General features: G+C 56.4%; 12 protein-coding genes. 1 reads left to right on the top strand and 11 read right to left on the bottom strand.

Translation table 11 applies throughout. The features are described from left to right. Positions 1-27 precede the first annotated feature (27 nt). The 4 genes from mazG to cysM form a co-directional block, all read right to left on the bottom strand. Positions 28-861, bottom strand: a complete 834-nt coding sequence (gene mazG, locus HZS81_RS11765) for a nucleoside triphosphate pyrophosphohydrolase (RefSeq protein WP_179930759.1) — start codon at positions 859-861, stop codon at positions 28-30. Beyond that, the gene (relA, locus tag HZS81_RS11760; protein WP_179930758.1) at positions 861-3137 is read right to left on the bottom strand and encodes a GTP diphosphokinase; all 2277 of its coding nucleotides are present in this window, start codon (positions 3135-3137) and stop codon (positions 861-863) included. The genes mazG and relA overlap by 1 nt, the downstream gene beginning before the upstream one ends. Positions 3138-3256: 119 nt before the next feature. Then, positions 3257-4747 (bottom strand): 23S rRNA (uracil(1939)-C(5))-methyltransferase RlmD, encoded by a 1491-nt coding sequence (gene rlmD / locus HZS81_RS11755; protein WP_179930757.1) that lies wholly within the window; start codon positions 4745-4747, stop codon positions 3257-3259. Then, positions 4748-5662 (bottom strand): cysteine synthase CysM, encoded by a 915-nt coding sequence (cysM, locus tag HZS81_RS11750; RefSeq protein WP_179930868.1) that lies wholly within the window; start codon positions 5660-5662, stop codon positions 4748-4750. 91 nt (positions 5663-5753) lie between these two features. On the opposite strand from cysM, the gene HZS81_RS11745 reads away from it, so the two are divergent. Then, positions 5754-8450 (top strand): ATP-binding protein, encoded by a 2697-nt coding sequence (locus HZS81_RS11745; protein WP_179930756.1) that lies wholly within the window; start codon positions 5754-5756, stop codon positions 8448-8450. A gap of 10 nt (positions 8451-8460) precedes the next feature. On the opposite strand, the gene acpS is transcribed toward HZS81_RS11745, so the two are convergent. The 7 genes from acpS to lepA all read right to left on the bottom strand — a co-directional run bounded on the left by acpS (position 8461) and on the right by lepA (position 14760). Then, positions 8461-8841, bottom strand: coding sequence for a holo-ACP synthase (acpS, locus tag HZS81_RS11740; RefSeq protein ID WP_179930755.1), 381 nt, complete (start codon positions 8839-8841; stop codon positions 8461-8463). After that, positions 8838-9668: a pyridoxine 5'-phosphate synthase gene (pdxJ, locus tag HZS81_RS11735; RefSeq protein WP_179930754.1), complete on the bottom strand. Its 831-nt coding sequence runs from the start codon at positions 9666-9668 to the stop codon at positions 8838-8840. Before pdxJ ends, acpS begins: the two co-directional genes overlap by 4 nt. 34 nt (positions 9669-9702) lie before the next feature. Next, positions 9703-10431, bottom strand: a complete 729-nt coding sequence (gene recO, locus HZS81_RS11730; RefSeq protein ID WP_179930753.1) for a DNA repair protein RecO — start codon at positions 10429-10431, stop codon at positions 9703-9705. Positions 10432-10455: 24 nt separating this feature from the next. Further along, positions 10456-11355: a GTPase Era gene (gene era / locus HZS81_RS11725; protein WP_179930752.1), complete on the bottom strand. Its 900-nt coding sequence runs from the start codon at positions 11353-11355 to the stop codon at positions 10456-10458. Beyond that, entirely contained in the window at positions 11352-12053 is a 702-nt protein-coding gene (gene rnc, locus HZS81_RS11720) for a ribonuclease III (protein WP_179930751.1), read from the bottom strand. Before rnc ends, era begins: the two co-directional genes overlap by 4 nt. A gap of 70 nt (positions 12054-12123) precedes the next feature. After that, positions 12124-12927 (bottom strand): signal peptidase I, encoded by an 804-nt coding sequence (gene lepB, locus HZS81_RS11715; RefSeq protein WP_179930750.1) that lies wholly within the window; start codon positions 12925-12927, stop codon positions 12124-12126. A gap of 15 nt (positions 12928-12942) precedes the next feature. Continuing rightward, the gene (gene lepA / locus HZS81_RS11710; RefSeq protein ID WP_179930749.1) at positions 12943-14760 is read right to left on the bottom strand and encodes a translation elongation factor 4; all 1818 of its coding nucleotides are present in this window, start codon (positions 14758-14760) and stop codon (positions 12943-12945) included. Positions 14761-14767 lie beyond the last annotated feature (7 nt).

The following is a 14767-nucleotide window of genomic DNA, read 5'->3' as shown; positions in this document are numbered from 1 at the left end:
CAGGGGTCTCGTTATATAGTAAAAAAATTAAGCGTCGTTACATTCTTGGGCTTTGGCGGCTTGCCAATGGGCTTCCATCTCATCGAGCGACGCATCTGAAAGTGTTCGGCCTTCCGCTGCCAACCCACACTCGACATGGTGAAAGCGACGCTCAAACTTGCTATTAGTGGTACGCAAGCACTGCTCGGGGTCGGCGTTTAGCGTGCGGGCTAAATTGGTCACGGCAAACAACAAATCGCCCACTTCGTCTTGCGCGTGGCGCTGATCGCCGGCTTCAAGTGCAGCTTCCACCTCATCAATCTCTTCACGAATTTTGGCCAGCACACCACGCGCATCCGGCCAATCAAACCCGACACGCGCGGCGCGTTTCGAGAGCTTGGCAGCGCGCGAAAGCGCTGGCAGTGTGCGCGGCACGTCATCTAACACCGAAGTCGGATTGGCAGTCCTGGCGTCACGCTCCTCGGCTTTTAGCGCTTCCCAACGGTGCTTGACCTGCTGGGTTTGAACCTCATCGGCACTAACGCCGGGCGGGCGCCGCGATGCTAACGACCCATCCGGGAAAACATGCGGGTGGCGGCGCAACATCTTTTGCACCAGCGTATCGACGATATCGCCAAAGTCAAAGCGCCGCTCCTCAGCGCCAAATTGGGCGTAATAAACCACCTGAAAGAGTAAATCCCCTAGCTCGCCGGGAAGCTCATCAAAAGCACGCCGCTCAATGGCATCAGCGACTTCATACGCCTCTTCTAGCGTGTGCGGCACGATGCTGTCCCAGTCTTGCTTGATGTCCCACGGGCAACCTTGGTCAACGTCGCGCAACACCTGCATCAGCGTGAGCATATCCTCCAGCTGGTAACGCATTATGCGCCTCCTTTGCGAGCACTTTTTTCCGGATCGGCATTGCGTAACCGACGCACTTCGGTGACGTTGGGGAGCTGCTGAATCCGCGAGAATAGCCGTCCGAGTGCTTCCAACCCATCGACTTCCAGTGTGATGCGCAGGCGGGCAATGCCTTCGTCGGTATCGGTAAGCGTGTTGACGGCCAGCACGTTGACTTTCTCATTGCCCAGCAGACCGGTGACATCGCGCAAGAGTCCCGAACGGTCCCAGGCTTGAATTTCGATGGTCACCGGGTAGCGGGTATGCGCCCGCTCGCCCCACTCGACTTCGATAATGCGTTGCGGCTCATCGCCGCGCAATTGCAAAATATTGGGGCAGTCTTCACGGTGCACCGTCACCCCACGCCCTTGGGTGATAAACCCAACGATGGGCTCTCCGGGGACTGGGCGGCAGCAGTTGGCCATGCTGGTTTTCAAGTTGCCCACGCCCAATACGGTAATATCGCTTTTGGTTGCCTTGCTCGACTGGCGCTTGGGCTTGGCCAGCAAGCGGTCGAGCTGCTCCTGGTCGTCGGTTTCGCCAAACAGGTGCTGCGCTTGGTTCAACACCTGACCGATGCGCAGATCCCCGGCACCAAGTGCGGCGTACATGTCCTCCGCGCTAATGTAATTGACTGCCGCCGCTAGGCGTTTACGGTCAAGCCCTTCGACATCCAGGCGCTTCATCTCGCGCTCAAAGAGCGCCTGCCCCTCTTCGACATTTTGATCCCGCGCTTGGTGTTTAAACCAGGCTTGAATCTTGGCCCGCGCGCGGGACGTGCGCACATAGCCAAGGCTGGGGTTGATCCAGTCGCGGCTCGGCCCACCTTTGCTCGCGGTGAGAATTTCGACCTGCTGCCCGGTTTTGAGCTTGTAGGTCAGCGGCACGATACGGCCGTTGATCTTGGCTCCACGGCAGCGGTGGCCAATTTCGGTGTGCACGCGATAGGCAAAGTCGATGGGCGTGGCGATCCGTGGCAGGTCAATGACATGCCCATCCGGGGTGAACACGTAGATACGATCCGGCGCTACGTCGCTTGAAAGGCCTTCGCGTAGGTCGCCAAAGTCGCCCACCTCATCCTGCCACTCCAATACTTGGCGCAGCCAGGCAATTTTTTCTTCGTAACTGCGGCTTTTGGCGTTGGTATCGTGGCCTTTATAGCGCCAGTGGGCACACACCCCAAGCTCGGCTTCATCGTGCATGGCAAAGGTGCGAATCTGGATTTCCAGCACCTTGTTTTCAGGCCCGATCACCGCCGTGTGCAGCGACTGATAGCCATTACGCTTGGGGTTGGCAATGTAATCATCGAACTCGGTAGGCACGTGGTGCCAGCGCGAATGCACAATCCCCAGCACGGTATAGCAATCGGTGACTTCCGGCACCAGCACGCGAACGGCGCGGATATCGTGGACCTGGGAAAAATCGATTTTCTTGCGCTTCATTTTGCGCCAGATGGAGTAAATGTGCTTGGCACGACCGCTCACGTCGTAGTGATGAATGTGCTGCGCTTCCATCAACTGTTTGAGCGTTTCCACCACGTCGTGGATGTAGCGGTCGCGGTCAAGACGCTTCTCCGCGAGGAGCTTAGCGATGGTTTTATAATCGTCTTCATGCAGGTAACGAAAGGCCAAATCCTCAAGCTCCCACTTGATTTGACCAATCCCTAACCGGTGCGCCAGTGGCGCATAGATATCAACGACTTCCCGCGCGACCTGCAGGCATTTTTCCAGCGGCGCGTCTTTGACCTGGCGTAGCGCGCAGGTGCGTTCGGCGATCTTGATCAGCGCCACGCGCACATCATCGACCATGTTCACCAGCATTTTGCGCAGGTTTTCCTGCTGGTTATGCTGACTCATGGCGTGATTGGGCGCATACGGATGACTTATCGCGGCCATCTGTAGCACGCCATCAATTAATCCCGCGACTTCAGCGCCAAAGCGTTTGGTCACGGCGTCTAAGCTTAGCCGCTCCTCGCGCACGGCGCGGTAGAGCACTGCCGCTTCCAGTGCTGCCTGATCCAACTTGAGCTCGCCGAGAATATCGGCCATTTCCAGGCCCATACGAAAGCTCGAGCCGGGGTCGAGCCAGGCGCGGTGGCCACGCTCGGCATCAGTCTCAAGCGACTGCGCCAGCTCACAGGCTTGCGCCATGCGATCAGGGTCGCGTAGGCGCACATCCTCTTGCAGACGCGCTAGCCACTGCGGAATGTCTACCCAACCGCTCGGGGTGAGCGGCTGGTCTTCTCGCACTTTGACCATGATAGTTACTCACCTTTCTCGGGCCGTCTTGTCAGTGACGCACCCTACAAAAATAGCTCAAATGGACGCGACTTTCGGCTTAACGGCGAACATCTCAACCACGTGTATGTTTCCATTGCTTACACCGATGGCTCCAAGAGCATCAGTGTTTCCATGTGCGCGGTATGTACGAACATATCCGCCACGACAACGCGTGTTATACGGTAACCCCCATGCATAAGGTGTGCCGCATCGCGCGCTAGTGTGGCTGGGTCACAGGAAACATAGGCAATACGCGGACGCTGATGGGTTTTAGCGGATAGCTTGGCTAACGCCTGGCAGACGCTCTCTGCCCCGCCGCGAGGCGGGTCGAGAATAACCGCATCGGCCGGTATCACTTTCAGCAGGGCATTAACGCTCTCGCGCGAATTCAGGTCAGCTTGCTGGCCATTTACCGGCAGCTGGTGGCGGTGGGCATTGGCGGCGAGTCGAGCCACCATCGCGGGGTTGCCTTCCACCGCATGCACCTTGGCACCGGTGGCGGCTATCGGCAGGCTGAAGTTACCAATCCCGGAATACAGATCCAGCAGCTGTTGCCCTTTTTGTGGGGCGAGCCACTGTATCACTTGCGCCACCATCTGCTGGTTCACGTCGGCGTTGACCTGAAGGAAATCGCCCGGGGAAAATTCCAAGGTTAGTGGCTCAAACCCAGCCAGCGTGAGGGTATCGTTAAGCACCGGCGGCGCACCAAACCAGTGCGCTTCGGGCGCACCCGCCTGGCTTTTTGCCTTCGCCAGCTTATCACTATCAATCCTTTCACGATCAATGCTGTCATGCCCAACGTTGTCTCGCCCTGAGCGCATTCCTAGTGCTACCCCCTGCTCTTGAGCAAAGGACTTCCAGCGCTCGGCGTCTTGCGGCTGCTCTTTGAGCTGCCTGACGACGACCACGCAAGTGTCGGGCGTGGCCAGCAGCTCAATGTGGCCTATATCGCGGGGCGACTTGAGCGAGCCCAGTAAATCGCGCAGGGGGGCGATTAACGCTTGCAGCTCGGGCACCAGCACGCAGCAACTCGCGATATCCACCAGGCGATGGCTGCGCTGAGCGCGAAAGCCCATCAATACCTGACCTTCGCGATCCACGTTTACCCCTAAACGCGCGCGACGGCGATAAGCGTCACTGTCGCTTTTGAGCGTGTCGATATCGCCTTGCCAGGTAAGCCCTTGGCGAGAGAGAAGCTCACGCACCACCTCACGCTTGTGTTCGCGCTGCGCGGGCACGCTCAGGTGCTGTAAATCACAACCGCCGCAGTGGCCAAAGTGGGGGCACGGAGGCGTTACTCTATCGGCGGCAGTGGAGAGCCGCTCGCGTATGTGCGCCTCGTCAAAGCGTTTGCGCGTCACATGCGTGGCGATTTCGATGCGCTCGCCCGGCAACGCCTGGTCAACAAATACCGCCTTGCCCGAGGGCAAATGCCCTACACCCCGGCCATCGTGAGCGAGGCGTTCAATAATAAGCACCTGCTCGCTGGAGGTTTCCGCTTTAGGCGCCTGTTTGGCACTCTCTTGGCGTGCCAAGCCCGACTTATTGGAGGCGGGACGTGGTGGGCGCCGCTTGCCCAACATGGCCATCTATTCCTCCACCTCTGGGGCAAACAGACCCGTAGAGAGATAACGATCCCCCCGGTCGCAAACGATAAACACGATGGTCGCATTCTCGGTCTGCTCAGCGAGACGCAAGGCCCCAGCAAGACTTCCGCCAGAGGAAACGCCGGCCAAAATGCCCTCTTCGCGCGCCAGGCGCCGCATGTGCGCTTCGGCTTCTTCCTGGCCGATGTCCAGCGTGACATCCACCCTTGGCGACTCGAAAATGGCCGGAAGGTACTCTTCAGGCCAGCGGCGAATCCCGGGGATGCTCGCACCATCGGCAGGTTGCAGACCGACAATCTGAATATCGGGGTTCTGCTCTTTGAGATAGCGCGATACGCCCATAATAGTGCCTGTCGTGCCCATGGAACTGACAAAGTGGGTCACTTCGCCACCGGTTTGATGCCAAACTTCTGGGCCGGTCGTGCGGTAATGCGCAAGCGGGTTATCGGGGTTGGCAAACTGATCGAGCGGTTTGCCTTCTCCGCGGGCGATCATCGCATCGGCGATATCGCGCGCCTCTTCCATGCCGCCCTCTTTACTCGCCGCCACCAACTTCGCGCCGTAAGCCGCCATGGCTTGTTTGCGCTCGGCTGAGGCGTTTTCCGGCATCACCAGCACCATGTTGTAGCCTTTGATCGCCGCCGCCATGGCAAGCGCGATACCGGTATTACCCGAGGTCGCTTCTATCAACGTATCGCCAGGGACGATATCGCCGCGCGCTTCGGCTTCAACAAGCATGGAAAGAGCTGGACGGTCTTTCACCGAGCCGGCGGGGTTATTGCCTTCAAGCTTGGCCAACAGCGTATTGTTGCGCCCCGCCGTGATACGCTTTAAGCGCACTAGCGGTGTATTGCCCACCACGTCTTCAAGCGTGGGATAGCGTGTGGAATCGTTCATCATGCGTTCCTTATCATTACCGTTATGCGGCATTATATCGGCGCAAGCCAAGGCTTTATAGGCAACCTTTTTGAATCACCGGGCGTTTTTCATGTCTTTGAATAGTCGACTTCTCTTCGCGTTGATGGGCATACCGCTGTGCGTCTACGCGGCAATGGCCGTTCTCCTGGTGGCGAACAGCGACCAAACCTCACGCCAAGCGCTCAAAGCGCGCCTACAAGATAGCAGTGAACTTATCGCCCCAAGTCTTAGCCAAGCCCTGGCAGCGGACAATCCTGAGGTATTGACGCAGCTGACCCAGCGCCTGCTTGAGCAAAATAATTTACGCGCCGTGGCCCTTTATGACGCCGACGGCGAGCGTTTGATGTCCCTTGGTCATACGATGCCCCCCTCGCCTGCTACACAAGTCCCTAATGAATTTCAGTTAAATACCGATGCCACTGTTTGGCAACTCCGCCAGCCATTGCCTGCAGAAGATAACTCCCCGCGTCCCGGCTGGCTTGAGGCTGAGGTGGATACACGCACGCTAACACTTGGGCACTATCGCTGGATTGCGATATTAAGCCTGGTGGGCCTGCTGCTGGGTATTACGCTGTTTTTATTAGCGTTTGCTATCAGCCGCTTTGCCACGCGCCCGCTAGAGGAAGCAAATCTCGCCTTATATCGCCTATCCCGCGGCGATTTCCGCCTTCATCTTGCCCCCGAATCGACAAGCGAACATCAACAGTTAGCCGACAACATCAATACGCTGGCTCAGACCATGCAACGCGCTCAACATGAGATGCAGTCGCAAATTGAGCATGCCACGAGCGAGTTGCAAGAGTCGATGGAGACCATTGAAGAGCAGAATATTGAGCTCGATATGGCGCACCGCAATGCATTGCGCGCCAACGCAGTCAAATCGGAATTTTTGGCCAATATGAGCCATGAAATTCGTACCCCGCTTAACGGGATTATTGGCTTTTGCCGTTTGCTCGGTCGCTCCAAGCTTGACCCACGCCAGCAAGAATGGTTGCAGCATGTGCACCGCGCTTGTGGCAACTTGTTGATGTTGGTCAATGACGTGTTGGACTTCTCCAAGCTGGAAGCCAACCGCCTAACGCTTGAAGAAGCGGATATCGACATGGTCACCTTGGTCGATGAAGTGATAGGCCTCCACGCGCCGGAAGCGCAACGCAAAGAGTTGCAGCTGATCGCAATGGTATACGACGATGTCCCCACGCCGCTACGCGGGGATCCGCTACGCTTGCACCAGGTACTGAGCAACCTGCTTAGCAACGCGATTAAATTCACCCATGACGGTGATGTCGTTGTGCGGGTGATGCTGGATAGCGACGTTGCCGCTCAGCATAACAGGGCTCGGGCGATGCTGCGCATCAGCGTCAGTGACACCGGTATCGGTTTAAGCCATAAGCAACAAAAGCAGCTCTTTCGGGCGTTTACTCAGGCTGAGCCAAGTCACTCACGAGAATTTGGCGGCAGTGGTTTGGGGCTTACGATTTGCCAGCAGCTTATTCAGCGCATGGGTGGTGAAATCAGCGTCGAAAGCGAGCCGGGGGAAGGCGCTACGTTCGCTTTCACCCTGCCACTGCTCGCCCCCAACGCGAAAGAAAGACCCGTGGAGCTAACGCTGCCCGATCCTACCATTTGCCTGCATGAGCCACATGCGCCAACACGCTTTGTGCTGACCCATTTAATCGAACGCTGGGGCGGAAAGTCTCGCCCCTTGAGCGCGCTGGAAGCTAGCCAGCTTCTCATTATTGGCGCCACTCACGAAGAACTTTACGGGCCTGGCATTAACACACTACAAGCCACGATTGAGGCAGCGCCGTGCCCGGTATTGGTGCTAGCTAACGTTGCCAGTCTCGATGTACCCCGGCTTACCTACCCCCACGGCGGCGAGCTGATCGCTAAACCTACCACCCGCGCCACACTGGCTAGCGCGCTAAAACGCCAACTACTCAAAACACCGCAGGCAACGCTTTCAGCGCCCTCAAAGACGCACGAGAAACCACACCATCTTCATATGCTGGTGGTCGATGATACGGCCTCCAACCGAGAGCTCCTCAAGGCGCTGTTAGAGCGCGACAGCATTGCTGTCACCACTGCTGAAAGCGGGCAGCAGGCACTAACGCTTGCCAAAAGCGCCCCTAAACCCTTTGATATGGTGTTGATGGATATCCGTATGCCCGGGATGGATGGGGTACAAACAACCCAAGCGCTGCGCCGGTTAGGTGGACGATGGGCATCTTGTCCGGTGATTGCCGTCACCGCCCATGCGCTTAACAACGAACGCCAACAGTGGCTTAACGAAGGGCTCGATGACGTACTCGTAAAACCTATCGACGAGGCGAAGTTGCATCAGCTGTTGCAGCGTTTTCTAGGCGTGACAATCGAAACACCGACCGCCCAGGCTGTCACCTCCAGACCCGCTCATACGCCAGAGACGCTTGCGATAGTAGATTTAACGCTGGGGGAGCGGCTGGCGGGCGGAAGTCTAGCACGGGCGCATACTCAGTTAATCGCCCTGATCGATAGCCTTGACGCCAGTGAAGCGCAGATTCGCCAAGCGGTGAATGCTCAAGATGAAACGGCACTGCTTGATGCCGTTCATCACCTTAACGGCGCCAGCCGCTACTGTGGCGCGCCAGAACTTGCCTTATTAGTGGAAACCTTAGAGACACGCCTGCGCACGCGTGGGATGGCACAAGCCCAAGCGCTGGTGGACGACTTATACGCGTCGATGCAACGTCTACGGGATGAGCGTCAGCGCTTAACGAATGATTAGCTCGCCCCTATTAAGCTTGCTCTAACACCACAAAAGCGACGGCGTATTCGGCTTCATCGCTAAGGCTAACATGGCTTTTGCCCACACCCACGGCGGCGGCACGCTGCGCCGCTACGCCATGTAACTGAAAGAAAGGCTTGCCTAGCGTATCGTTGAGAACTTCAATCTCGCCCCACTGTATGCCCTGGCGAAGCCCCAGCCCCAAGGCTTTGACAAAAGCCTCCTTGGCGGCAAAACGCTTGGCAAGAAATGCCGCCGGCTGAGGATGCTCAACAAAGCGGCGCTGCTCATTCGGGCCTAAAATTCGCGCCGCAAAGCGTTTGCCGTGGCGCGTCATCGCCGTTTCAAAGCGCGCCACCCGTGCGATATCGGAGCCAATGCCGACAATCATGCGTGCCCACAGCAGCCGTTGTGGTGTCCGCTATCTTCATCATGATCGTGATCATGGTCGTGAGCGTCGAGGGCAGCCATTAGCCCCGCCTCTTGCCCGGCGACAATGAGTCGCTTCATCTCGGCCACGGCCTCTTTCAAGCCGGCAAACAGCGCGCGGGCGATAATCGCATGGCCAATATTGAGCTCATTCAGGCCGGGGATAGCCGCAATCGCCTCGGCGTTGTGATAATGCAGGCCGTGGCCGGCATTAACCACCAGCCCTGCTTCATTGGCCAGTGTCGCGGCTTGAGTCAAGCGGTGATACGCCGCGTTGGCAGCATCGCTCCCTGGCCGCGCCTCGGCAAACGCGCCGGTATGCAACTCAATCGTTGGGGCCTTAGCACGCACGGCTGCCTCAATTTGTTCCTCGTCCGGGTCAATAAAAAGCGACACGTCGCAGCCCACTGTGGCCAGACGCTGGCAAGCCTCTGCAATGGCATCAAAACCGCCGACCACATCCAAGCCGCCTTCGGTAGTTAGCTCTTCGCGCTTTTCCGGCACTAAGCACACATGCGCCGGGCGAATTTCCTCGGCAAGGGCCAGCATCTCTTCGGTGACGGCCATCTCCAGATTCATACGTGTATTGAGCACCTCGGCAAGCAGGCGCACATCACGAGGCTGAATATGGCGGCGATCTTCACGTAGGTGCACGGTAATACCGTCAGCGCCGGCCTCTTCAGCCAGGAGGGCTGCTTGAACCGGGTCGGGATGACGTGTGCCACGCGCTTGGCGCAGCGTCGCAATGTGGTCGATATTAACGCCTAACAAAATACGCGGAGGATGCATAACGTCTCCAAAAAATGAAATATGCCAGAAAAGGCTAAGAAGGGGGTAAAGAGCCGGTTGAAGTAGGCGCTGATACGTGACGCCGCCGAGCTAAATCTAACATTAAGCGCCGCGAGCGTAGCTCTTGTGACCCTAGCATCGGCGCCAAGGCCGCCCGCATCACCGCTTTTAGTGCGTTAGCAAGGCCCGGCTGGTGCCAACTACCCTGCTCAATATAGCGTAGGGTGCGCCCTTCCCATCCGCGTTGAGCGGGAACGAAAGCGCGGTTTAGCGCATCAAATTGATAGCGCGCATGTGGGTCAAGCGCGAAATCGTTGGGTGTGGTAAAACGCGGTGTCGCACCAAGGGCCTCTAGCAGTGCCCACTCGTAGCGGCGCAGCGCAAGCGCCCGCTCGGCGGGGAGCGGCAATGCGTCCATCAGCGCGGTATAGAACGCAAAGGTTTCATCTGCCGGCATTTCTAATGGCAGCAACCGTGTAGCAATTTCATTGGCATACAAGCCGCACAGCAGCCCCTCACCCACGAGCAGAGCCGTATGCCCCCGCGACTCCATCAACATCAGTCGCTTGAGCTCGCGCTCGCCGCGCCAGGTAACAAACAGTGGGGTAAACGGCTGAAGCCGCTGGCGCGACTTAGAACCGGGCCGCTGCACGCCATGGGCAACGGCACGCACGCGGCCATGGTTGATCGTCAGCAGATCGACCAGCGCGCTTGTTTCGCGGTAGGGGCGCCGATGAAGCAAAAACGCCGGCTCGGGGGTCATAAAGCTCTCAATGAGAAACGTCGCTTAGTCGAGATCGTAGCCTAAGCTTTTCAGGGCGCGCTCATCGTCCGACCAGCCACGCTTCACCTTAACCCACAGGTTCAACATCACTTTGGTACCTAGTACGCGCTCGATATCCAGGCGCGCTTCACGGCCAATGTTTTTGATCCGCTCGCCGTTGTCGCCAATCAAGATGACTTTCTGCCCCTGGCGTTCGACCAGAATCAGCGCGCTAATATGGGTGACTCGCTCGGTTTCACGGAACTCTTCAATCTCGACGGTCACCTGATACGGCAATTCATCACCCAGCTGGCGCATGATTTTTTCCCGTACCAGTTCTGCCGCCATAAAGCGCAGGCTTTTGTCCGTGATTTGGTCTTCGGGAAAGAAGTGCACACTCTCGGGCAGGTATTTCGCTACTTCTTCTTCAAGGGTATCCACTTGCGTGCCGTGCTTGGCGGAAATCGGCACAATGGCCGCGAAGTCGCGGCGCGCGCCCACCTCTGACAGCCACGGCAACAGCGTCGCTTTATCCTGCAAACGGTCAACTTTATTGACCGCCAAAATAACCGGCGCTTTGACATGCTCTAAACGCTTTAATACCGCTTGATCTTCATCGCTCCAGCGAGTGCGATCAATGATAAACACGACACAATCAACGTCACGCAGCGCTTGCGTGGCGGCCTGATTCATAAAGTGATTGATCGCTTTATTGCGATCTTTCGACATGATGTGCATGCCCGGGGTATCGACATAGATAAACTGCGCATCACCGTCGGTTTTAATGCCCATCACCTGATGGCGCGTGGTCTGCGGACGCCGGGAAGTAATCGAGACTTTCTGCCCCAAAATACGGTTCATCAACGTCGATTTGCCAACGTTGGGGCGCCCAACGATCGCCACGAATCCGCACGTTTGGCTCATTGGGTTTCTCCACTTTCTTCAGATGAGGGTTCTAAATAGCTAAGCGCTTGGGTAGCCGCCTGCTGTTCCGCATGACGTCGACTTGGCCCTTTGCCGGTTGTGTGCTGATCAAGCAAGTCAATATGGCAGTCGACAGTAAAGGTCTGCGCGTGGGCCTCACCTTTTACCGTTACCACTTCATAGCGTGGAAGCGCTGCCTGGCGCGATTGCAAAAATTCTTGCAGGCGGGTTTTGGGGTCTTTTTGCGTGTCTTGCAGGGAAATGTTTGCCAATCGCTGGGTATACCAGGCGAGCACACGCTCACGCACGGCATCCATTCCCGCATCCAAGTAGATAGCACCAATGACGGCTTCAACGGCGTCAGCCAGAATAGATTCGCGCCGATGCCCGCCACTTTTCATCTCGCCAGACCCTAATCGCAAGCACTCTCCAAACGCCATCTCACGAGCCAACTCAGCGAGCGTCTGCCCCTTCACCAAACGGGCTCTCAAGCGCGAGAGCTGCCCTTCTCGGGCTTGAGGAAAGCGTTCAAACAGCGCTTCAGCAATCACGAAGTTGACAATTGAGTCACCCAAAAATTCCAAGCGCTCATTATTGCGGCCACCATAGCTGCGGTGAGTCATGGCCAGCTCTAACAGCGAAACATCGTTAAACTCATAGCCGATACGTCGGCAAAAAGCGTTCAAGGGATTACTCACGGGGCTCCTACGTCATTGACGATTAACATGGGGATTACAGCCATTTTTGCACTTTATTATCAATCACGTATTACTCAATGCGCCGCATGCTGGTAAAGCTGGGGAAACCGCCATCCCAGTGCATCCACACAGCGAAGGCACGGCCAACGATATTCTCTTCCGGGACGAACCCCCAGTAGCGGCTATCGTTGGAGTGGTCGCGGTTGTCTCCCATGGTGAAATAATGACCTTCGGGTACCACAACAGTGCGAAGCTGGGGCCCTGGATCGCGCGGATTATTATAAATCCGATGCTCAGCATCCCCCATCTCCTCCGCCAACAATAGCTGTTGAGGTGATGCCTCGGGGGCTTCTTCTAGCAGCACCTTGGGTACCGCTTCGCCATTGATATAAAGCTGTTTGCCTTCATAGCGAATGCGATCACCCGGTAAGCCAACAACGCGCTTAATAAAGTTAACCGAAGGCTCTTCGGGGAAGCGGAATACCATCACATCACCCCGCTCAGGCTCAGAGACATCCAGTATCTCGGTATGCGCTACCGGCAGCCGCAAGCCGTAGGCAAATTTGTTGACCAGAATAAAATCCCCCACTTCTAATGTCGGGCGCATGGAGCCGGAGGGGATTTGAAAGGGCTCAACGATAAAGCTGCGCACTACTAGCACCACTAGCAGTACCGGAAAAAAAGAGCGCGCGTAGTCAACCGGCCAAGGCTCTTTAAGCAGCTTTTCACGGCTTTGGGGGTCAAGCCCCTCTATCGTGTCCGCTTCCGCCTTTTCAGCACGCTCGCGGCGACGGCGACGCCAGATAAGCGCATCTAGCAGATAAACAATGCCGGATAGCGCCACGGCGATGACCAGAAGTAGTGAAAAATCCATGGTGGGGTCTCGTCCCTAGTCGTTGACCTTGAGCACGGCAAGGAAGGCATCCTGGGGAATTTCAACACGCCCCACCTGCTTCATCCGTTTTTTACCGGCTTTTTGCTTTTCAAGTAGTTTCTTTTTACGCGTGATATCGCCGCCGTAACACTTCGCTGTCACGTTTTTACGCAGTGCTTTGACAGTGGAGCGCGCCACCACTTGCCCACCAATGGCCGCCTGGATCGCCACATCGAACATCTGACGCGGGATCAGTTCTTTCATTTTTTCTACCAGAATACGTCCACGTGAATGGGCGTGATCTCGGTGAATAATCACGGCAAGCGCATCCACTTTATCGCCATTAATCATCACGTCGAGGCGCACCAGTTTGGCCGCTTCAAAGCGCTCAAAATTATACTCTAAGGACGCATAACCCTTAGAGATCGACTTCAACCGGTCAAAAAAGTCCATCACGACTTCAGACATCGGCAGCTCATAGGTGAGCTGAATTTGGTTACCCAAAAACTGCATATCCAGCTGAGTACCGCGGCGTTGCTCGCACTCGGCGATGACGTTGCCGACAAATTCCTGCGGCACCAAAATGCTAGCGCGCACTACCGGTTCGCGCATTTCCTCAACGTCGGCTAAATCCGGCAATTTTGAGGGGTTGGAGACGTATTTAACGTCGCCATTTTTCATCGCCAACTCGTAAACCACCGTAGGGGCTGTGGTCAGCAAGTCGAGATCATATTCGCGCTCTAAGCGCTCCTGGATGATCTCCATGTGAAGTGTGCCCAAAAAGCCGACGCGGAAACCAAAGCCGAGTGCATCGGAGTTTTCCGGCTCGTACTCCAGCGAGGCGTCGTTTAGGGCCAGTTTCTCCAGTGCATCACGGAAGTCTTCGTAATCATCGGCGCTAACCGGGAACATGCCCGCATAAACCTGCGGCTTTACCTTTTTGAACCCCGGCAGGCGCTCGACATCCGGTGTTTTGGCATGGGTGATGGTATCGCCGACGGGGGCGCCATGAATGTCTTTTATGCCGGCGACCAAAAAGCCTACTTCGCCAGCGCGCAGAATATTGGTTTGTTTGCGCAGTGGGGTAAAAATCCCCACTTCCGTCGCGCCCCAGTCGCGTCCGGTGGATTTAATCTGAACTTTATCACCTTTGCGCAAGGTGCCATCAAACAAGCGAATTAGCGATACCACGCCTAGGTAGTTATCGAACCAGGAGTCGATAATCAGCGCTTGTAGCGGCGCATCGGGATCGCCTTTGGGCGGTGGGATATCACGCACTAAACGCTCTAAGAGCGCATCAATACCAATCCCGCTTTTAGCCGATACCTGACAGGCATCGGTCGCGTCAATGCCGATAATTTCTTCGACTTCTTGAGCGACGCGGTCCGGGTCAGCTTGTGGAAGATCAATCTTATTGAGTACCGGTAACACTTCAAGCCCTTGCTCGACGGCTGTATAGCAGTTGGCCACCGATTGAGCTTCCACCCCTTGTGCAGCATCTACGACCAACAACGCCCCTTCACAGGCATAAAGTGAACGCGACACTTCGTATGAAAAATCAACATGTCCGGGTGTATCGATAAAGTTAAGCTGGTAAACCTTTCCATCTGGCGCCGTATAGTCCAGCGTTACCGACTGCGCTTTGATGGTAATACCACGCTCGCGCTCGATATCCATCGAGTCGAGCACCTGCTCTTTAAGCTCACGCTCGGTAAGCCCACCACACGTTTGAATCAACCGATCCGAAAGCGTGGATTTGCCATGGTCGATATGTGCGATGATGGAGAAGTTACGTATATGGCTGATTTTATTAACATCTTCACTATTTGACATGTATTAA

Source organism: Vreelandella salicampi (genome assembly GCF_013415105.1).
In the GTDB taxonomy this organism is placed as follows: domain Bacteria; phylum Pseudomonadota; class Gammaproteobacteria; order Pseudomonadales; family Halomonadaceae; genus Vreelandella; species Vreelandella salicampi.
This window is presented reverse-complemented; position numbering and strand designations above follow the sequence as displayed.

What these genes read in the sequence shown, in the direction of transcription:
- mazG (WP_179930759.1), bottom strand. Translation starts at nt 861, where the DNA reads ATGCGTTACCAGCTGGAGGATATGCTCACGCTGATGCAGGTGTTGCGC.
- relA (WP_179930758.1), bottom strand. Translation starts at nt 3,137, where the DNA reads ATGGTCAAAGTGCGAGAAGACCAGCCGCTCACCCCGAGCGGTTGGGTA.
- rlmD (WP_179930757.1), bottom strand. Translation starts at nt 4,747, where the DNA reads ATGGCCATGTTGGGCAAGCGGCGCCCACCACGTCCCGCCTCCAATAAG.
- cysM (WP_179930868.1), bottom strand. Translation starts at nt 5,662, where the DNA reads ATGAACGATTCCACACGCTATCCCACGCTTGAAGACGTGGTGGGCAAT.
- HZS81_RS11745 (WP_179930756.1), top strand. Translation starts at nt 5,754, where the DNA reads ATGTCTTTGAATAGTCGACTTCTCTTCGCGTTGATGGGCATACCGCTG.
- acpS (WP_179930755.1), bottom strand. Translation starts at nt 8,841, where the DNA reads ATGATTGTCGGCATTGGCTCCGATATCGCACGGGTGGCGCGCTTTGAA.
- pdxJ (WP_179930754.1), bottom strand. Translation starts at nt 9,668, where the DNA reads ATGCATCCTCCGCGTATTTTGTTAGGCGTTAATATCGACCACATTGCG.
- recO (WP_179930753.1), bottom strand. Translation starts at nt 10,431, where the DNA reads ATGACCCCCGAGCCGGCGTTTTTGCTTCATCGGCGCCCCTACCGCGAA.
- era (WP_179930752.1), bottom strand. Translation starts at nt 11,355, where the DNA reads ATGAGCCAAACGTGCGGATTCGTGGCGATCGTTGGGCGCCCCAACGTT.
- lepB (WP_179930750.1), bottom strand. Translation starts at nt 12,927, where the DNA reads ATGGATTTTTCACTACTTCTGGTCATCGCCGTGGCGCTATCCGGCATT.
- lepA (WP_179930749.1), bottom strand. Translation starts at nt 14,760, where the DNA reads ATGTCAAATAGTGAAGATGTTAATAAAATCAGCCATATACGTAACTTC.